The sequence below is a fragment of the Amycolatopsis umgeniensis genome, assembly GCF_014205155.1.
GTDB classification, from domain to species: Bacteria; Actinomycetota; Actinomycetes; order Mycobacteriales; family Pseudonocardiaceae; genus Amycolatopsis; species Amycolatopsis umgeniensis.
Window position 1 is genome coordinate 3160296 of the sequence record NZ_JACHMX010000001.1, and the last position, 18933, is coordinate 3179228.

At 68.9% G+C, this 18933-nt stretch carries 20 protein-coding genes; 11 read left to right on the forward strand and 9 right to left on the reverse strand.

Annotated features, from left to right (window positions below):
• Position 1: 1 nt before the first annotated feature.
• Positions 2–328 (reverse strand): hypothetical protein, encoded by a 327-nt coding sequence (locus tag HDA45_RS14400; RefSeq protein WP_184895509.1) that lies wholly within the window; start codon positions 326–328, stop codon positions 2–4.
• Positions 329–1228, reverse strand: a complete 900-nt coding sequence (gene mca / locus HDA45_RS14405; RefSeq protein WP_184895511.1) for a mycothiol conjugate amidase Mca — start codon at positions 1226–1228, stop codon at positions 329–331.
• A gap of 146 nt (positions 1229–1374) precedes the next feature.
• On the opposite strand from mca, the gene HDA45_RS14410 reads away from it, so the two are divergent.
• The 3 genes from HDA45_RS14410 to HDA45_RS14420 all read left to right on the forward strand — a co-directional run bounded on the left by HDA45_RS14410 (position 1375) and on the right by HDA45_RS14420 (position 3453).
• Entirely contained in the window at positions 1375–1830 is a 456-nt protein-coding gene (locus HDA45_RS14410) for a DUF4307 domain-containing protein (protein ID WP_184895513.1), read from the forward strand.
• A 201-nt stretch (positions 1831–2031) separates the two neighbouring features.
• A complete protein-coding gene (greA, locus tag HDA45_RS14415) occupies positions 2032–2532 on the forward strand; it encodes a transcription elongation factor GreA (RefSeq protein ID WP_101610522.1) in 501 nt (166 codons plus the stop codon).
• A 117-nt stretch (positions 2533–2649) separates the two neighbouring features.
• Entirely contained in the window at positions 2650–3453 is an 804-nt protein-coding gene (locus tag HDA45_RS14420) for an MBL fold metallo-hydrolase (protein ID WP_184895515.1), read from the forward strand.
• On the opposite strand, the gene HDA45_RS14425 is transcribed toward HDA45_RS14420, so the two are convergent.
• A complete protein-coding gene (locus tag HDA45_RS14425) occupies positions 3450–3923 on the reverse strand; it encodes an Lrp/AsnC family transcriptional regulator (RefSeq protein ID WP_184895517.1) in 474 nt (157 codons plus the stop codon). The genes HDA45_RS14420 and HDA45_RS14425 overlap by 4 nt on opposite strands.
• A 122-nt stretch (positions 3924–4045) precedes the next feature.
• Between HDA45_RS14425 and hppD the strand changes: the two genes are divergently transcribed.
• The 8 genes from hppD to HDA45_RS14465 all read left to right on the forward strand — a co-directional run bounded on the left by hppD (position 4046) and on the right by HDA45_RS14465 (position 12592).
• Entirely contained in the window at positions 4046–5245 is a 1200-nt protein-coding gene (gene hppD, locus HDA45_RS14430) for a 4-hydroxyphenylpyruvate dioxygenase (RefSeq protein ID WP_184895519.1), read from the forward strand.
• A 239-nt stretch (positions 5246–5484) separates the two neighbouring features.
• Positions 5485–6027, forward strand: coding sequence for a YbaB/EbfC family nucleoid-associated protein (locus tag HDA45_RS14435; RefSeq protein WP_184895521.1), 543 nt, complete (start codon positions 5485–5487; stop codon positions 6025–6027).
• A 31-nt stretch (positions 6028–6058) separates the two neighbouring features.
• On the forward strand, positions 6059–6373 hold the full coding sequence (locus HDA45_RS14440; protein WP_101610527.1) for a type VII secretion target: 315 nt from the start codon (positions 6059–6061) through the stop codon (positions 6371–6373).
• A complete protein-coding gene (locus HDA45_RS14445; RefSeq protein WP_184895523.1) occupies positions 6373–10365 on the forward strand; it encodes a hypothetical protein in 3993 nt (1330 codons plus the stop codon). The genes HDA45_RS14440 and HDA45_RS14445 overlap by 1 nt, the downstream gene beginning before the upstream one ends.
• Positions 10362–10802: a hypothetical protein gene (locus HDA45_RS14450; RefSeq protein ID WP_184895525.1), complete on the forward strand. Its 441-nt coding sequence runs from the start codon at positions 10362–10364 to the stop codon at positions 10800–10802. Before HDA45_RS14445 ends, HDA45_RS14450 begins: the two co-directional genes overlap by 4 nt.
• A gap of 64 nt (positions 10803–10866) precedes the next feature.
• On the forward strand, positions 10867–11319 hold the full coding sequence (locus tag HDA45_RS14455; RefSeq protein ID WP_184895527.1) for a hypothetical protein: 453 nt from the start codon (positions 10867–10869) through the stop codon (positions 11317–11319).
• A gap of 8 nt (positions 11320–11327) precedes the next feature.
• Entirely contained in the window at positions 11328–12194 is an 867-nt protein-coding gene (locus HDA45_RS14460; protein ID WP_184895529.1) for a ferredoxin, read from the forward strand.
• Positions 12195–12313: 119 nt separating this feature from the next.
• Positions 12314–12592, forward strand: a complete 279-nt coding sequence (locus tag HDA45_RS14465; RefSeq protein WP_184895531.1) for a hypothetical protein — start codon at positions 12314–12316, stop codon at positions 12590–12592.
• Between the two features lie 130 nt (positions 12593–12722).
• On the opposite strand, the gene HDA45_RS14470 is transcribed toward HDA45_RS14465, so the two are convergent.
• The 6 genes from HDA45_RS14470 to HDA45_RS14495 form a co-directional block, all read right to left on the reverse strand.
• Positions 12723–13880 carry a cystathionine gamma-synthase gene (locus HDA45_RS14470; protein WP_101610532.1) on the reverse strand — a complete coding sequence of 386 codons (1158 nt, stop codon included), beginning with the start codon at positions 13878–13880 and terminating at the stop codon, positions 12723–12725.
• Positions 13881–13931: 51 nt separating this feature from the next.
• Complete coding sequence (locus HDA45_RS14475) at positions 13932–14540, reverse strand: hypothetical protein (RefSeq protein ID WP_184895533.1); 609 nt, start codon at positions 14538–14540, stop codon at positions 13932–13934.
• Between the two features lie 42 nt (positions 14541–14582).
• A complete protein-coding gene (locus tag HDA45_RS14480; protein WP_184895535.1) occupies positions 14583–15053 on the reverse strand; it encodes a hypothetical protein in 471 nt (156 codons plus the stop codon).
• Between the two features lie 38 nt (positions 15054–15091).
• Entirely contained in the window at positions 15092–15649 is a 558-nt protein-coding gene (locus tag HDA45_RS14485) for a hypothetical protein (RefSeq protein WP_184895537.1), read from the reverse strand.
• A gap of 152 nt (positions 15650–15801) precedes the next feature.
• Complete coding sequence (locus HDA45_RS14490; protein ID WP_184895539.1) at positions 15802–17187, reverse strand: hypothetical protein; 1386 nt, start codon at positions 17185–17187, stop codon at positions 15802–15804.
• A gap of 233 nt (positions 17188–17420) precedes the next feature.
• Positions 17421–18791, reverse strand: a complete 1371-nt coding sequence (locus HDA45_RS14495; protein ID WP_184895541.1) for a cystathionine beta-synthase — start codon at positions 18789–18791, stop codon at positions 17421–17423.
• Positions 18792–18933 lie beyond the last annotated feature (142 nt).

Genomic DNA, 18933 nt, shown 5'->3' on the forward strand with positions numbered 1-18933 from the left:
GTCAGTCGGATTTGGCGACCGGCTTCTCCACCTTCGCGGGAGGCTGCTCCTCGGCGACGGCCTTCTCCTCCGGAGTCTCCTCAGCGGGAGTCTCCGGAGCGGCGGGTTCGTCGAAGCTCTCCGGGAGCCGCTTCAGGTGCTTGGTCATCGACCGCACCAGCAGCGCGACGGCGATCAGGAACAGGATCAGGATCAGGAAACCCACCGGCGACGACTTGCCGAAGTCCTCACCCTGGCCGCCGTTGTCGCCGTTGCCGGGCTGCTGTGCCAGGAACTGCGACGACACCGTCACGGGAATGACGGCGAACGCCGGCACCACGAAACTCATCTAGCCCACCTTCTCCTTCAAACCGGCGAACAGATCGTCCTCCGGCAGGGTGCTGTCCACCAATGAGCGGACCAGCTCGTACTCCTCGGTCGGCCAGACCTCGCGCTGCAGGTCGCGCGGGACGGCGAACCAGCGGCTGTTCGGGTCGATCTGGGTGGCGTGCGCCTTGAGGGCCTCGTCACGCTGCTCGAAGTACTCGCCGCACTCGACGCGGGTGGTCACCCGCTCCATGACGTCGGCCTTCTCCGGGTCCCACGACTTGAGCCACTCCTCGTACGGCGACTCCAGGCCGCGCGCGAGCAGGCCCTCGTGGAACACGGTCATCCTGGCGCGCGAGAACCCGTGCACGTAGTACAGCTTCAACGGCTGCCACGGCTCGCCCGCGTCCCGGTAGCGCTCCGCCTCGCCCGCGGCGTCGAAGGCCGCGACCGAGATCTCGTGCGTGCGGATGTGGTCGGGGTGCGGGTACCCGCCGTTCTCGTCGTAGGTGACGATCACGTGCGGTCGGAAGTCGCGGATGACCTTCACCAGGGCACCGGTGGACTCTTCGAGCGGGATGACCGCGAACGAACCCTCCGGGACCGGGGGCAGCGGATCGCCCTCGGGCAGGCCCGAGTCGAGGTATCCGAGCCAGATGTGGCTCACGCCGAGGATCTTGGCCGCGCGGGCCATCTCCTCCCGGCGGATCTCGGTCATGTTGGTCAGGACTTCGGGACGGTCCATGGCGGGGTTCAGCACGCTGCCCGCTTCGCCGCCGGTACAGGTCACGACCATGACCTCGTGCCCTTCGGCGGCGTACCTGGCCATCGTGGCGGCACCCTTGCTCGACTCGTCGTCGGGGTGCGCGTGCACCGCCATCAGGCGGAGGCGTGACTTCGGCGGTTCATCGGCTAGCACCATGCTCCGAACGTCCCCTTCTCGTTCTCTATTCCCCTCCGGACCCTGCCTGACGGCCCGCCCGACCGGGCGCGGATACTCGAGGGGAACCACTCGCATACGACTCCATTGTCCCTGCGAGCACGACGACACCAACCGGGAGGCCCGGGTTGAGCACGGGACAGGACGCTCCCACCGCGGAAAGCACCCGGACGGACTCCCTGGACGCCCGGTACGGCAAGACCCGCGCCGCGCGCCCCGCCCGCTGGCGCCGTCTGGTGTTCGGAGTGGTCGCACTGCTGGTCAGCGGCGGTCTCGCCTACGCCATGTACCTGAACTTCGGCAGCGCGCCCATCGACGGCGAACGCGTCTCATTCGACGAGAAGCCCGGCGACGCGATGGAGATCACGATCAACGTGACCAGGGACGATGTGAACCGTCCCGGGGTGTGCGTCGTACGGGTCCGCGACAAGGCCGGGGCGGAAAGCGGCCGCAAAGAGGTCCTGATTCAGCCTGGTTCGAAGAACAGCAGGGTGACTACCACCATCAAGAGCATCGGAAAGCCGGTCACGGCTGATATCTTCGGATGCTCATACGACGTACCACGGTACCTGTCAAGGCCATAGCGGCCAACGGGGTGAAACGGGCGCCCAACGCCGAGGCGCGACCGAATTCCACCGGCGGCGATGCCTCGCGCCGTGTTACTCTGATCTACCGGCACGGCCCAAGACGGGCCGTGTTTTTCCTTTATCTCACCCAGGTCGGCACGCCACGCCGAACCTGGCGGCCGGCTTGTACACCCAAGCCTGGCAGGCCCCTACGAGGAGATGGTGACCGTGAGCGACACAAAGGTGACCTGGCTGACCCAGGATGCCTACGACAGGCTCAAGCAGGAACTCGACCACTACATCGAGCTCCGCCCGGTCATCGCTGCGAAGATCAATGACAGCCGGGAAGAGGGCGACCTCAAGGAGAACGGCGGCTACCACGCCGCCCGTGAAGAGCAGGGCCAGCACGAGGCCCGCATCCGCCACCTCCAGGAGCTCCTCCGTTCGGCCAAGGTCGGCGAGCCGCCCGCCAACGACGGCAGCGCGGGGCCGGGCAAGGTCCTCACCGTGCGCTACGACGGTGACGACGAGGACGAGAACTTCCTCTTGGCGACCCGCGAAGAGGGCACCGAGGGCGGCCTGGACGTCTACTCGCCGGAGTCCCCGCTCGGCAAGGCGCTGCTCGGCGCCAAAGAGGGCGAAACCCGCGAGTACGAGCTGCCCAACGGCAGCATCCAGAAGGTGACACTCGTCAAGGCCGTGCCGTACACCGACAAGTGAGCCTCCGCGCCGCTTCACGGCCGAAGGCCCCGGAAACTCGCTGTGCGCCCGGCCCGATATGGCCGGGCGCGCATATGAGCCGTTAGCGTGACCTCCGGAGAAATCTGGAGGGAAACGATGAGCGAGCTACCGATCTGCGTCGCCTGCGGGATGCAGTACGCGGAACCCCGGTCCGACTGCCCGATCTGCGAGGACGAACGTCAGTACGTCCCGCGGGCCGGACAGCAGTGGACCGATCTGGACACCGTTCGCGCAAGCGGGACGTACAAGGCTCGTATCGAGGAGCAAGGACCCGGTCTCATCGGGGTCGGGTCCACGCCCAACTTCGCCATCGGCGAGCGGGCGCTGCTGGTCAAGGCCGAATCCGGCAACTTCCTGTGGGACTGCGCGGGCTTCATCGACGAAGACCTCGTCGCCGAGGTCCGTGGTCTGGGCGGGATCACCGGGATCGCGATCAGCCATCCGCACTACTACACCACCATGGTCGAGTGGGCCCACACCTTCGACGTGCCCGTCTACCTGCACGAGAACGACCGGCAGTGGATCGGCAGGCCGGATCCGGCGATCAAGCTGTGGAGCGGCGCGACCCTCGACGTCGCCCCCGACCTGCGGCTGATCAACCTCGGCGTGCATTTCGCCGGCGGGACCGTGCTGCACTGGCCCGGCGGGGAGAACGGCCTCGGCGCGGTGCTCTCGGGCGACATCCTGCAGGTCATCCCGGACCGGCGCTTCGTCGGCATGATGTACAGCTACCCGAACCTGATCCCGGAACGCCCCGAGATCGTCCGCCGAGCGGCCGAAATGCTCGAACCGTACGAGTTCGAGGCGATCTACGGCGCCTGGTGGGACGCGATCATCCGCACCGACGGGCACGAGGCCGTCCAGCGGTCGGCGAAGCGGTACCTGGGTCAGTTGGGCTAGCTTCTCGCCAGCCTTTCCAGCAGCGGCCGCACGCGCGGCGGAACCGGCGTCGACAACGCGATCGACGTCGACGTCCGCCGCACGTACGGCGCGCCGACCACCTCGTCCACCACCCGCTGCAGGTCGTCGTTGTTGCGCGCCACCATCCGCACGAAGAGGTCGCCCTGACCGGTGGTCGCGTGGACCTCGCACACCTCGTCGATCGCGGACAGCGCCTCCGCGACCTCGGCCCGGCGGCCCTGTGCGATCTCCAGGACGGCGAACGCGGTGAGGCCGTAGCCCATCGCCGCGAGATCGAGTTCTGGCGGGAATCCGCCGAGGATCCCGCGTTCGGTCAGCCGGTCGAGCCGGGCCTGCACGGTGCCCCGCGCGACGCCGAGACGGCGGGCGCATTCGAGCACCCCGAGCCGGGGCGAGTCGGTGAGCAACAGCAACAGCCGCGCGTCCAGCTCGTCGAGCACTTCCGACATCGGGCCTACCTCCTACACAGGTTGTCCACTATGACTGCGCTGTCCCGCGCATGACTGGGCATAGTGTGCAGCAAAATCTTTGACCATTGCACATTTTGTCGCGCGCTCGGATGCTTCAGGGCATGACGCACACAGTGGAACCTCAGGGTGCTCTTGACGACGTGAGCTACGACCAGCTGCGTCAGCTCGTCGGCCTCGTCGACCACGACTCTTCGACCGACCCCTTCCCAGTGAAGTCGATGGACGCGGTGGTGTTCATCGCGGGCAACGCCACGCAGACCGCGTGGTTCTACCAGGTCGCGTTCGGCATGCAGCTCATCGCTTACTCCGGCCCCGAGACCGGGAACTTCGAGCGCAAGTCGTTCGTGCTGAAGTCCGGCTCGGCGCGCTTCGTGATCACCGGCGGCGTCAAGCCCGACTCCTCGCTGCTCGACCACCACCGCCGCCACGGCGACGGTGTCATCGACCTCGCCCTCGAGGTCGCCGACGTCGACCGCTGCATCGACCACGCCCGCGCGCAGGGCGCCACCGTCCTCGAGGAGCCGCACGACGTCTCCGACGAGCACGGCACCGTGCGCGTCGCCGCGATCGCGACCTACGGCGAGACCCGCCACACGCTGATCGACCGGTCGAAGTACACCGGCGTCTACCTGCCCGGTTACGAACCGCGCGAGAGCAAGGTCGTCCGTCCCGAAGGTGCGCCGAAGCGGCTGTTCCAGGCCGTCGACCACTGCGTCGGCAACGTCGAACTCGGCAAGATGGACTACTGGGTCGACTGGTACCACCGCGTCATGGGCTTCGTGAACATGGCGGAGTTCGTCGGCGACGACATCGCGACCGAGTACTCGGCGCTGATGAGCAAGGTGGTCTCCAACGGCAACCACCGCGTCAAGTTCCCGCTCAACGAGCCGGCGATCGCGAAGAAGAAGTCGCAGATCGACGAGTACCTCGAGTTCTACGGCGGCGCGGGCTGCCAGCACATCGCGTTGGCCACCAACGACATCGTCGCGACGGTGAAGGCGATGCGCGCGGCGGGCGTCGAGTTCCTCGACACCCCGGACTCCTACTACGACGACCCGGAGCTGCGCGCGCGGATCGGCGAGGTCCGGGTGCCGATCGAGAAGCTCAAGGAGCACCGCATCCTGGTCGACCGCGACGAGGACGGCTACCTGCTGCAGATCTTCACCAAGCCGATCGGCGACCGTCCGACGGTGTTCTACGAGCTCATCGAGCGGCACGGTTCGCTCGGTTTCGGCAAGGGCAACTTCAAGGCCCTGTTCGAGGCCATCGAGCGTGAGCAGGAGCGCCGAGGCAATCTTTAACGGCGAGGCGCCATCAGCGCGGCGTCGCGACAACCTCTGACCCCGGCAGTTCGCAGGGCTGAAAGGGCTCTTCATCGCACTTTGTGCGGTGAAGGGCCCTTTCGCTGCGTGACGGGGCCGACTTTGTCGGCACGGGGTGGTAGACCGGACGGGCACTAAACTTCGAGCGCACCGGAACCGGAGGCGACTTCGGACCGTCAGTGTGAAGACGTCAGCATGCAGCTTGTGGAAGGGTCCCGATGCCGGACAACGTCGACGCCAGCGAACAGATGGTGGACAACTGGACGAAGCAGATCCAGGAGACCGCCGCGCGCTATCAGGCGATGGCCGCCCGCATGCAGGGGCAGACCGTGACAGAGCGGTCGAAGGACAACACCATCGAGGTGACGATCGACTCGAAGGGCCTGCTCACGAATCTCGTCATCGCCGAAGCCGCGAGCGGCAAACGGATGGCCGAGGTCTCGTCGCAGGTCATGCGGCTCGTGCAGCTCGCGCAGTCACGGATCCCTGAGCTGCTGCAGGCGGCGATGGCCGAAACGGTCGGCACCACCGACGAGACGGCGAGCCGCGTGATCGCGGAGGCCCAGAGCACCTTCCCGGAAGCGCCGCCGGAGGAAGACGTCGCTCCGCCGGAACCCGAGAGGCACCACCGCTTCGGCCCGGAAGACGAAGAGCCCCCGCCGCCCGCGCCGGGCACCCCGCCGCAGCCCAAGCCGATCCCGCGCCGCCGCCGCACGCAGGACAACGACGACGACGATTTCGGCGGCAGCATCCTTTCTTAGTGTTCATCCGGCCTGGTAGAGGGGAGAAACCATGGCAGGCAAGGGTTACGAGCTCGGTGCCGACCTCGACGCGCACGCCAAGCAGGTCGACGGCATCGCCGACGGGCTGCGCACGGCGGTCGACGCCGCGCAGCAGGTGAGCATGCCGACAGACGCGTACGGCATCATCTGCCAGCCGTTCCGGATGATGCTCGACCCGGTCGAGGAGTTCGGCATCAACGCGCTGAACAAGGCCGTCGAGGCCGCGACGGCGGTGGCGAACAACGTGCGCTCGGCGTCGAACGCCTACCAGGCGCAGGACGAGAACTTCGCCGCGGAATTCAAGAACGTGCAGGTGCCTGACTGATGCCCGAGGGAAACCCGCTCGTCGCGAAGGCGCCGACGGATGGAGACGGCCCCGGCCCCCTGACGGCCGGGAACAGCGAGTACGGCTACGCGGCGGGCATCGGCGTCGCCGAGTCGGCCATGGACGCCTTCAACGGCATCTCGAGCGGTGACTGGGTCGGCGGCGGGCTCGGGGTACTGAGCCTCGCGGGCGAGATCGCCAGCGCCGCGATCGACCCGTTCGGCTACCTGATGTCGTCGGTGGCGTCGTTCCTGATGGAACACATGCAGCCGTTGAAGGACATGCTGGACGCGGTGGCGGGCGATCCGCCGGTGATCCAGTCGTACTCCGAGACCTGGGGCAACGTCTCCAAGAAGCTGGAAGACACCCACGTCGAGTTCTCGAACACGGTCAAGAACGGCACCGCCGGCTGGACCGGCGAGGCCGCCGACCAGTATCGCAAGCAGGCCGCGGAACAGGCGGAAGCGATCAGCGGGGCGGCGACGGTCGCGGGTGGCATCAGCACCGTCGTGATGATCTTCGGCGAGATCGTCGCGTTCGTCCGCGAGTTCATCCGCCAGCTGATCGCGGACGCGGTCGGCAAGCTCATCGCGTGGGTCATGGAGACGGTGTTCTCCCTCGGTTTCGGCACGCCCATCGTGGTCGCGCAGGCCGTCACCGCGATCGCCAAGTGGGCCGCGAAGATCGCCGACAAGCTCAAGGAACTGTGCGACGCGATGCGGCGGGTCTCGCCGCTGCTCGGCAAGCTGGTCGACGTCTTCGAGAAGATCATCAAGATCTTCGGCAAGATCGCGGGCAAGATCACCGGGCTCGACGCGTTGAACCCCAAGAACATCAAGGCGGGCGGCTTCGTCCAGCGCGGTGGCCGCGGCGGCGGGTCCGGCGGCCCCGACGGTGGCGGCACGGGATCCGGGGACGGCCCGGACGGCGACGGTTCCGGCAGCGGCTCGGGCGACGGCTCCAACGGTTCCGGCTCCAACGGTTCCGGCTCCGACGGTTCCGGCTCCGACGGCTCGAATGGGTCGAACGGCTCCGACGGTGACTCGAGCGGTTCGGGCAACTCCGGTGACTCCGGCGATTCCGGCCGCTCTGGCGACTCCAGCGGCGACAGCCCGTCGAGCACCGCCACTCGCGGCGGCGGCGACGGCGGCTCACCGTCCACAAGGGACAGTGGCGGCTCACCGACCCGTTCGGACAGCGGATCTCCCGGCCGCGCGGGCGATGGCGACGGACCGTCCACTTCGGACGGAAACCTCGGCAGGACGCCGGACGGCGGTGGCGGCTCCCCCAGTGCCGCCCGCTCCGACGGCGGCTCGCCGAGCCCGAACCGTGCGGACGGCGGCGGTTCACCCAGCCACACACCCGACAGCGGTTCTCCGGCACCGCACACCCGGGCCGACAGTGGCGGATCCCCCACTCCGCACACTCGGGCGGACAGCGGCGGATCCCCAAGCCACACACCCGACGCCCCGAACACCCGGGCCGACAGCGGTGGTTCGCCGAGCCATGCGCCCGACGGCGGCTCCCCCACACCGCACACGCGAACGGACACCGGCAGCTCACCCAGCCACACACCCGACGGCGGCTCCCCCGCTCCCCACACGCGGACGGACACCGGCAGCTCACCCAGCCACACACCCGACGGAGGCTCCCCCGCTCCCCACACGCGGACGGACACCGGCGGATCCCCAAGCCACACCGGCGACGCGCCCCGCACCCATGGCGGTGACGGCGGCGGTTCGCCCACACCGCGTTCCGACCCGTCGCCCGGCCACCACGGCGGCAACGACGGCGGCAGTCCCACCCGGCCGACCGACAGCGGCACGACGACCAGCGGCACCGCGCCCACGGCACCGCGAGTCGGCGACGCGGGCCCGTCACACGTTCCTTCGCAGCGCGGCGGTACCGGCGGCGACGGTTCGCCCGGTGTCCCGCCGCAGGGTCAGCCGGTCGCCGGCGGTATGCCGCCCCAAGGCGCTCAGGGTGGCACGCCCGGCGGCACCCCGGGTTCGCCCGGAGGCCGGCCGCAGGGCGGCGGCTGGACTGGCACGCCCGGCTCGCCGCGCACACCGGACACGCACACCCCGCGCGGTCCCGACACCCACACCGGCCCCAGCCGCGGTCCGGGCCAGACCGGCCCCGGCGGACGGCCGAACCAGCCGCAGCCGGTCGCCCGTGGCAACGACTTCGGCCCCGGGGCCCAGCCGCAGACCGGCACGCCCGGTGCACACGGCCCCGGCAACCGGCCCGGCGGCACGGGTCCCGGCAACTCCGGCCCCGGAGGCCGCGGTCCCGGTGGTCACTCCGGCCCGCCGCGTTCGCCGGACGGTCACGGCCCCGACGGGCACGGTCCGCGCCAGGACCCGAACGGCCACCCCGACGGTTCACCGCACGATCGCGGCCCCGACGCCGAGCCCGACCGTCCGCTGACCCCGGACGAGGTCAACCAGCGGCATTCCGAGGGCACCCCGGCGGGGAGCTCGTACCACCGCGGCGACGCCGACATGGGCGACCTGCCGCACCGCGTCCGGCCCGATCCGGACGGCCGCTACACCGTCGACGTGCACGTCACCCCGGACGGGCACGCCCGCATCGGCAACCGCACGTACACCCCCGAGGAATTCGCGGACATCCTGCGCCGCAACGGGGACTACGACGGCCGCCCGATCCGGCTGATCGGCTGCGACGCCGGCTCGAACGACTTCGCGCGCCGCCTGTCGCGCGAACTCGACACCGAAGTCATGGCGCCGAGCAGGCCCGCGTGGACCGACTCGAACGGGCGCGTCTTCTCGTCCGACTACGAGATCGGCCCCGACGGCCGCACCCGGCCCCGGATCCCGCCGAACGGCGAATGGGACGTCCACAGTCCCGACGGAACCGCCCGCCGGGCGAGCGAAGACGGCTTCACGCCCGACACGTCGCACGCGGACAAGCAGGACGTGGACGCCGACAGCGCCCAGAGCCGCGGCGACGGCGACGACGCCGGTCATCCGCCGTACGACGACGTTCCCAAGCCCCGGACGATCAGCCGGGACTCGCCGGAGTTCAACGAGCGGTTCGCCACCTGGGACCGAGGAGCCGACTCGGAGTTCACCGGGCCGCGGCACCGGCCGGATCCGCACGATCCGATCGACTCGCCCAGGACCATCGAGGACGTCAAACCACGCATCCGGAACAGCCAGCCGGATCCCGAAGGGGTTCCGCAGGCTCTGCGTGGTGAAAAGCCGCTGGCGATGAACGCCGAGTACAAGGTGGAGTACAAGAACGGTGCCAGCAGCCGGTTCTTCACCGACGACACTGGCAGGGTGACGCACGTCGAGACGACGCTGCCGACCTCGAAGCCCTTCCACAACCCCGATCTGCGCTATCCGCTGCAGCCCAACACCCAGTATCGCGTCCCCAACTTCCACGACCCGAGCAAGCACTGGACCTTCGAAGTCGGTGACAACGGGAAGCCGAGCGCGATGACCGGCGACCCGGTCTTCAAGGGGAAACACGACGACTTCCGCGACAACACGTCGCAGAACAGGTCGGGTCAAGAAGGTAAGGCGGCCTACCAGAATCACCCGGTGCACGGGAGCACGTACGCACACGTCGAATGGGCGGGCGGGCACTTCTCGGCGCATGAGATGGGTGGCCCCGGCGAGTACGTCAACATGCATCCCCAGATGGCCGCTTCCAACAGCGGTCACTACAGGGACAGCTGGATCCATGACGCGTCCTGGCGGGCGCAAGAGGCCGAACTGGGCAAGTTCGACGAGGTGCCCGGCCAGAAGGTCGAGAACTATCAGGTCAGGATGGAAGGCGAGAGCAACGGCATTCCGGAGAACGTGGTCATGCGCTGGCAAGAGGTCGTGTACGCCGTCGACGGTCAGGGGAATCTTCTCCCCGGACCGGTCGAGGTGTCGCGAGTGACCAGGCAACGCGACTTCCCGAATGATCCTTCCCAGGTCAATTACGGCCCGGACACCCATTACGGAGCGACCCCATGACGGACGAGCTGATCACCGGTATCGCGTCCGCGCTGACGGAGGCCGCGCCGGACGGCTGGGCGAAGGTCAGCCTCACCGTGTCCGCGACGGTGCTGGCCTACGACTACGCCACGGAAGTCCGGCTGGCCGACGGGCGGAGCGGGGACATCGACCTGCCCGCCGAAGTACGGGGCGGGTTCCGCGAACTGCGGACCCGGATGTACGAACCAGGTCGCGGAACGTGGTTCTCGGCGAAGGTCGTGCTGACGTCCGGTGTGGCACCCGAGTTCACGTTCAACTTCGACGAAGACCCGAAATGGTGGCCGCCGTTGCATCCGACCACCTTCACCCGCGACCTGGAAACGTTCCCGCGCGACGAGCACCACGTTCCGGCGTGGTTGCGGACTCTGGTCGCCCAAGGCACGCAACTGGAGCAGGAACGGGACACACCGGCCTGAACCGGCACCCGTGCCATGATGGGTCACCGCTGTTCCAGCGGTGACCACGAGGAGGATTTACCGGATGGCTCAATGGCCTCAGCTCGACCCCATCGCGCAGAACGAACTTCTCGGCGAGATCACCTTGTCGGTGGTCGGTGCTTTGCCGCCGGGCTGGCGTGAGGTGGTGCTGGACTACCGGGTGGTCGGCAAGAACATCGACGTCGCGGTCGGCGTGCTCGACCCGAACGGCACCTACCAGGTGTGGGAACCGTCCGTCGAGACGTGGCGCATGTTCCAGCGGCTGCGCGGCGGCATGTACCAAGAAGGCGAAGGAACCTGGTTCTCGGCCAGGCTCGTCATCGAACCCCCGTCGCGGTTCCGCGTGCAGTACAACTGGCAGAACGAACCCGACTTCCAGCCGTACCCCGCACCGGACGAGTTCGCCCTGGAGCAGGAACGGTTCCCCCGAGGCGAGGCGTACATGCCGGACTGGTTCAAGCGTGGATTGGCCGCCTCCGGCGCCAAGACCGACTGAGGAAGACGATGACCCAGCCGCCGACGCCGTTGAACCAGCAGCAGCAACAACAGCTCGTCTGGCAGATCGGTCATGCCCTCGCGACGCCGCTTCCGCCTGGCTGGCAGCAGATGCGGGTCGAGTACCGGGCGGCGGGCAGGCATGTCGAGGCCGACCTGCTCGTCACCGGGCAGGACGGTCTGCCACGGCCGGTGCAGCCGAGCCCGGAAGCCATGCACTTGCTCGGAAACCTGCGCACGGGGATGTACCAGCCCGGCCGCGGGACCTGGCTGAGCGCGATCCTGGTCTACGGCTCGGCGACGGTGCTCAGCACGGACTTCCTCCCGGACGTCGAGCCGCCGTGGCGGCAGGCTCCGCCGCCGATCGGATTCCAGGACGAACTCCGGTTCTTCCCGCGGGCGGACCAGAACATCCCGGACTGGCTGCGGCAGCGGGCCGGACTCGAAGCCGCACCGGCGGCCGAGCCGTTGGTGGCCACCCCACCCGCCGAAGACCCGGATGCCTTGCGCTCGCCGCGTGTCTACGACGGCCTCGACGAGTCTGGCCGTCCGGTGGTGAACCGCGAGCCGCTGTCCCCCGCCGAACGGGACCGCGTGCTGGAGTACCTCGACGGCGCGCCGGTCGTGCTGGCGTCGCGGACCTACGACGCCGACGCGTTCGAGCCCGACCGGGAACCGTTGGTGCCATTGAACTTCCGGACGGACGGCCGGTGGTACTGGCCGGGCGCGGTCGCCTACTACCTTCGCGAGCACGATGTGGCGCCCGATCCCGAGCTGCTCACTCACATCCGGGCGCTGCGGTTCACTCTGCCGGAGGTCGGCGAGCCCGAACGCGAACTCGCGGTCGCCGCCATCACCGGCCAGCAGGCCTCCTGAAGCGCGCCGTTTTCACGGCGTCAGCTGACCGGATGATGCCACCTTCCGGATACGTCACGTGACAAGTTCGTGGTCCGGGTAGTCTTGACGGCGGCGGCGAAGGCGATCAGGGAGCGCACATGGCACGGGGGAACATCGGCAGGGCCCGGGCGACCCGTTCCGCCGGGCTGCTCCCGGTCGTGCTGGCCCTCACTTCGGCCGCGCTGCTGACCGGCGCCGCCGTCTACACGGTCGATCGCGCCGGGTGCGTGGATCCGGGCCAGTACATCCGGCACGACAACCACATCGAGCTCGTCGGTGGCTGCGTAGGCGGCTCAGAGCTGCCAGCCGCCCCTCAGGGCACTTCGCACGAAGCGGACGCGAAGAGCGGTATCGCGCCCAGTAACTTCCGCCCGTAACCGGGCCTTTCTCCCACCACACCGCGCTGACCAGCGCGAACAGAGCAAGGGACCTTTGCTGCCATTTAGTTAGCATGCGTACGCTAACGATAGCAAAGGTCCCTTGCTCCCTCCCTGGGCTCGGCGGCGGTCAGCCCAGGGCTTTGGCCAGATCGGCGACCAGGTCGCTGCCGTCCTCGATGCCGACGGACAGGCGCAGCAGGTTGTCCGGCACCTCGAGGGTGGACCCGGCGGTGCTCGCGTGGGTCATCCGCCCGGGGTGCTCGATGAGCGATTCGATCCCGCCCAGCGACTCGGCGAGGATGAACAGCTTCGTCTTCGACGCGACGTCGAGCGCGGCCTGCTCGCCGTCGACGTGGGTGAACGAGATCATCCCGCCGAAGCGCCGCATCTGCTTCGAAGCGATCTCGTGGCCGGGGTGCTCGGGCAGGCCCGGGTAGTAGACGCGGTCGACCTTCGGGTGCTTCAGCAGCATCCGGGCGATCAGCTCGGCGTTGTCGCTGTGCCGCTCCATCCGCAGCGCGAGCGTCTTGATCCCGCGCAGGGTCAGCCACGCGTCGAACGGGCCGGGTACCGCGCCGGCCGCGTTGCGCAGGTAGAACAGCTGCTCACGCAGCTCGTCCTCGTTGGTCAGGATCGCGCCGCCGACGACGTCGGAGTGCCCGCCGAGGTACTTGGTCGTCGAGTGCAGGACGACGTCGGCACCCAGCGAAAGCGGGTTCTGCAGGTACGGGGTGGCGAAGGTGTTGTCGACGACCAGGCGGGCGCCGGCGCCGTGCGCGACCTCGGCCAGCGCGGCGATGTCGGCGATCCCCAGCATCGGGTTCGTCGGCGACTCGCACCAGATCAGCTTCGTCTCCGGCCGGATCGCGGCCCGGACCTCGGCGATGTTCCCCAGGTCGGCGACCGTGTGCTCGACGCCCCACAGGCTGAGCACCTTGTCGATCAGCCGGAACGTGCCGCCGTACGCGTCGTTGCCGAGCACGAGGTGGTCGCCGGGCCGCAGGGTCGCCCGCAACAGGACGTCGCTGGCCGCCATCCCCGACGAGTAGGCCAGACCGTGCCGGGCGCCTTCGAGTGCCGCGAGCGCGACCTCCAGCGCGGTGCGCGTGGGGTTCGCGGTGCGGGAGTATTCGTAGTCGCCCTCGCGCGTGCCGCCGACGCCGTCCTGCGCGTAGGTCGAGGTCTGATAGATCGGCACGATGACCGCGCCGGTCCGGGGATCAGGGGTCTGCCCGGCGTGGATCGCGCGCGTTTCGAAGCCCAGCAGAGAGTAGTCGTCGGCCATACGATCCAGGGTACGACCACCCCCTCGAGATCCCATCGACTGGGATCGAACTCACCACTGTCCGGGTGGCGGGCCCTGCTGCGGTGGCGGGTAACCGGACGGCGGATATCCGGTCGGTGGCTGCGGGTAGCCGTGGTTCTGCGGCGGCATGAACACCGCGGGCTGTTTCGCGAACGTCAGCCAGCGCCCCGTCGGCGGGATCAGCGCCAGCACGATGGTGGCGATCGCCGGGAGCAGGAGCTGGATGATCATCCCCAAGAATCCGTAGAGTCCCGACACCCCGCCGAACACGTAGTGGAAATGCGACCCCGTCGCACCCAGGACGACCAAGACGACCCCGAAGAAGATCGCCGCGCCCGCGCCGATCACGACGAGCATGCGCCCGGCGCGCTTGCGCAGGAGCAACAGGATCCCGCCGATCAGCAGCAGCACCCCGACGGCGAGGTCCAGGATCCCGCCGACGATGTAGTACGACCGCATCCGGTCGACCATCAGGATGACGACCCAGACGAGTCCGGAGAGGAACCAGAGTCCGCCGAGGATCGCGAGGATCCCGGCGATGATCCCGGTGGCGCCGTTCGGCCGCCTCGGCGCTCCCGCCGGCGGATAGGCGCCAGGCGGCGGATATCCGCCCTGTGGCGGGTACTGCTGGTACGTCATGGCTCCCCCTGTCGCAATCCTCGCCCCATCCTGTCAGCCCGGCTACCAGCCCGGAAGCCGATCCTGCGGCGGAGGCTCTTCGTGGTCGCGCCGCTTTCCCTCCAGCCACTCCGAAGTCGGCCGGATCACCGACAGCACCAGAGCGGAGGCCGTCATCACGAACAGGAAGAACGCGGCGAAATCGCTCGTGACCAGTGGCTGCCCCTCCAGTTCGGCGAAGAAGTAACCTCGGACCTCGCCGTTCGCCAGCAGGGTGGCCACCAGCCCGAGCGCCGTCCCGGCGACGATGAGGACGCGGCCGAGGACCTTCCTCAAGAGCAGCAGGACACCGCCGACGAACAGGGCCACCGCGAGCACCCCGTTCCAGGCCGTCCCGACGAAGTACCGCGGAGCGGTGTCCAGGAACGCGAGTTGCGTGACGAAGGTGCCCGCTTCGGTCAGATACCGCATGCCGCAAAAGAAAGCGAGGACGGCCGCGCCGATCGCGGTCGCCGAAGACCGGTTTTGGCCCATGGAAACTCCCCCAAGTCGAGCCGGAAAGCCCCAGGATCTCACCAACCGGCTTGCGGGGGAAACTGATTCTGTGGCCGGTAGGGCGGAGCCGGGGTCGGCCGCCAGCGCAGATACTTCAGTGTCGGCGGGATGATCGCGAAGATCAGCGTGAACGGTACGACCGCGAACATGACCACGCGCACGAGGGCGACGAACGTCTCGAATTCGAACTGGACGCGGAAGTACAGACCGTAAGCCCCGTTGAACGCCAACGGTTCCATCAGCACGGCGGTGATCACCAGCAGCGAGCCGAGCACCAGCAGGACCGCGCCCGCGACCGAGCGGAAGAACGCCGACAGCGCGCCGACCAGAAGGAGCAACGCGGCCAGCAGGTACAGCCCCAACTCGGTGAGCACGAGACCGGGCAGATCGCCGATGCTGAACCCGGACGGCAATTCGAGGAAGAAGTAGACCGGGAGGTACCCGGCGGCGCCCGCGGCGACGAGTCCCAGCAGCGCCGCGATGATCGCCGTCGCCCCGCTCGGCCGGGTCTGTGGTGCGTGATAACCGAATCCGGCCGGTCCGGGCTGCGCGGGATATCCGTACGGACCGGTCACGTCGCCCCCATCAGCCGGGTGTGGGTTAACGGCGCTCACCCTAGCCGGGCGGACCCGGTCGTGGCGGTGAATCGGAAGACCCCGGCGAAAACAGAACGCCCCCGGCCGACGGGCCGGGGGCGTTCCGAGCGAAACCGTTCAGTGGTAACGGATCACCACTGCTGAGGAGGCTGACCGGGCTGCTGACCCGGCTGGCCGAAACCGCCACTGGGCGGACCGGGCTGGCCGGGCTGCTGGCCGAAACCACCGTGCTGCTGCGGAGGCTGACCGAAGCCACCCTGCGGCGGCTGACCCGGCTGCGCGAACCCACCGCTGGGCGGACCGGGCTGGCCGGGCTGCTGCCCGAAACCACCGGGCTGTCCCTGCTGCTGCGGGAAACCGCCCGAAGGCGCACCAGGCTGACCGTAGGGGCCCGGCTGCGGCTGACCGTAGGGACCGGGCTGACCCGGCTGGCCGAAGCCACCCTGCGGCGGGCCACCGAAACCACCGGGCTGACCGCCCTGCGGGGCACCGAGCACCGAACCGCCGCCACCGAGGCCGACGAACTGCGCCGTCGCCGGGATCAGGCCCACAACCCCGACGATCAGGATCAGGATGCCGAAGATCAGGTGCGGCAAGCCGATCCCGATGCTGACCGCGTCCGGGACGCCGTCGCCGGACGCTGTCGTGGCGCCCAGGAGCAGGATGCCGAAGAGGAGCAGCAGCGCGCCGCCCGCGGTGACCGCGATCGGCACGATCTTCTTGATCCCGGCCGGGAGCTTGCTCGCCAGCGCGAGACCGGCGCCGGCCGCCGTCGCGATGATCGAAGCGACCAGCAGCAGGATCACGTAGAGCCAGACGGTGCCGGGCGACGCCAAGCCGAACTGGTCGAGAAGCTTGTTGACCGCCTCCTCACCGAGCTTGGAGGACTGGCTGTCGACACCTTCGGAGAACTCGCTCGCGTCGCCGAAGTAGACGAAGGTGAAGACCAGCGCGAGAAGACCGAGAAGGCCGACGAGGCCACCGGCGATGAACCCGAACAACGGGTTCCCGCCGCCGCCCCCGGCGAGAGCGGGGCTGTAGCCCTGCGGCGGTCCGCCGAAACCGGGCTGCTGACCGAATCCGCCCTGCGGCGGTCCGCCGAAGCCCTGCTGCGGCTGGCCGAAACCGGGCTGCTGACCCTGCGACGGGTCGAATCCGCCCTGCGGGGGTCCGCCGAAGCCTTGCTGCTGACCGAAACCGCCACCCTGCGCGCCGTAGGCACCGGCGGCGGGGTTGTCGGCCGCGCTCGGCGGCGGGGCGTACGGGATGGCGGGCGGCTGCGAACCCGGCGGCACGAGCTGGGTGGACTCACTGGCGGGGGTTTCCCCGCCAGAGCTCACCGGCTGGACGACCTGGGTCGCGTTCGCGTCACCGGATCCCGGCTGGACCGGCTGCACGACCTGTGTGGGCTCCGGCGTGTCGCCGAACCCGCCACCCTGGGGCTGCTCATACGAGGGCTGCTGCCCGTACTGCGGTTGCCCGTAATCGGGCTGGGCAGGCTGTCCGGGCTGCACCACCTGGGTCGGTTCCGGGGAACCGAACGGGTTGTCTTGCTGCGGCTGGGGGCCACTCGGGGGTCCCTGCGGTGGCTGGGCGCCACCCCAAGGCTGATTCGGTGGCTGCGGAGCACTCATTTGGGTCTTGAACCCCCTTGACGAGGACATAAAAGTTCAACTCACCCAACACGCTATCGGATAGCCGGGTGGGCCGCTCGTAACGCCCCGGCCCGGCCATCCGATGGAATGCCTCTTTACCGTCCCGCGAGAAACGCGAGCAGGTCGTGCCGGGTGACGACACCCGCCGGTTTGCCGTCGACCAGCACCAACGCGCCGTCCGCGCCCGAGAGCGCGCTCATCGCCGAACTCACCTGTTCACCCGCGCCGATGGTCGGCAGCGGCTGCGACATGTGCTGCTCGAGCCGGTCGGCCAGCTGCGCCTTGCCGGTGAAGAGCGCTTCGAGCAGATCGCGTTCGTTGACCGCGCCGACGACCTCGGCCGCCATGACCGGCGGTTCCGCGCTGACCACGGGCATCTGGCTGACACCGAACTCGGAGAGGATCGCCACCGCTTCGGCGACCGTCTCGTTCGGGTGGCTGTGCACCAGGCTGGGCAGCGAGCCGCTCTTCTTCATCAGGACGTCGCCGACGGTCGCGCCGCTGGAGTCCGGCGGCAGGAAGCCGTAGGAGGACATCCAGCCGTCGTTGAACACCTTGGTGAGGTAGCCGCGGCCGCCGTCGGGCAGGAGCACGACGACGACGTCGTCCGGGCCGAGGCCCTCGGCGAGCTTGAGCGCGGCGGCGACGGCCATCCCGCACGAGCCGCCGACGAGCAGCCCCTCTTCGAGCGCGAGCCGGCGGGTGATGTCGAAGGAATGCGCGTCCGACACCGCGATGATCCGGTCGGCGATTTCCCGGTCGTAGGTGTCCGGCCAGAAGTCCTCACCGACGCCCTCGACCAGGTACGGCCGTCCGGATCCGCCGGAGTACACCGAGCCCTCGGGGTCCGCGCCGATGACCTGGACCCGGCCGTCGCTGACCTCCTTGAGGTACTTGCCGGTGCCCGAGATCGTGCCGCCGGTGCCGACGCCCGCGACGAAATGCGTGATCTTGCCCTCGGTCTGGCTCCAGAGTTCCGGGCCCGTCGAGTGGTAGTGGCTGGCGGGGTTCTCCGGGTTGGCGTACTGGTTCGGCTTCCAGGCGCCCTCGATCTCGCGCACGAGACGATCGGAGACGTTGTAGTAGGAGTCCGGATGCTCGGGCGCCACCGCGGTCGGGCAGACCACGACGCGCGCGCCATAGGCCTTGAGCACGTTGCGCTTGTCCTCGCTGACCTTGTCCGGGCAGACGAACACGCACTTGTATCCCTTGCGCTGCGCCACCATGGCCAGTCCGACACCGGTGTTGCCGGACGTCGGCTCGACGATGGTGCCGCCGGGCTGCAGCTCGCCGGAGCGCTCCGCGGCTTCGATCATCCGCAGCGCGATGCGGTCCTTGACGCTGCCACCGGGGTTGACGTACTCGACCTTGGCCAGGATGAGCGGTTGCAGCCCCTCGGCCAGTGCGTTCAGCTTGACCAGAGGGGTGTTGCCCACGAGGTCCACGATGTGCTCGACGTAATCCACGCTGACAGCCTAAACGCCGCAGGTCGCGATGTGTCCACTCAACCGGGCGGGACGGGAACGGCAAACGAGAAGAGTGGCGTGGATCGCGTTCGCCTTTGACCAGCACCTCCCACCGGTGGAGGATGCGAGGTGAGCAACCGCT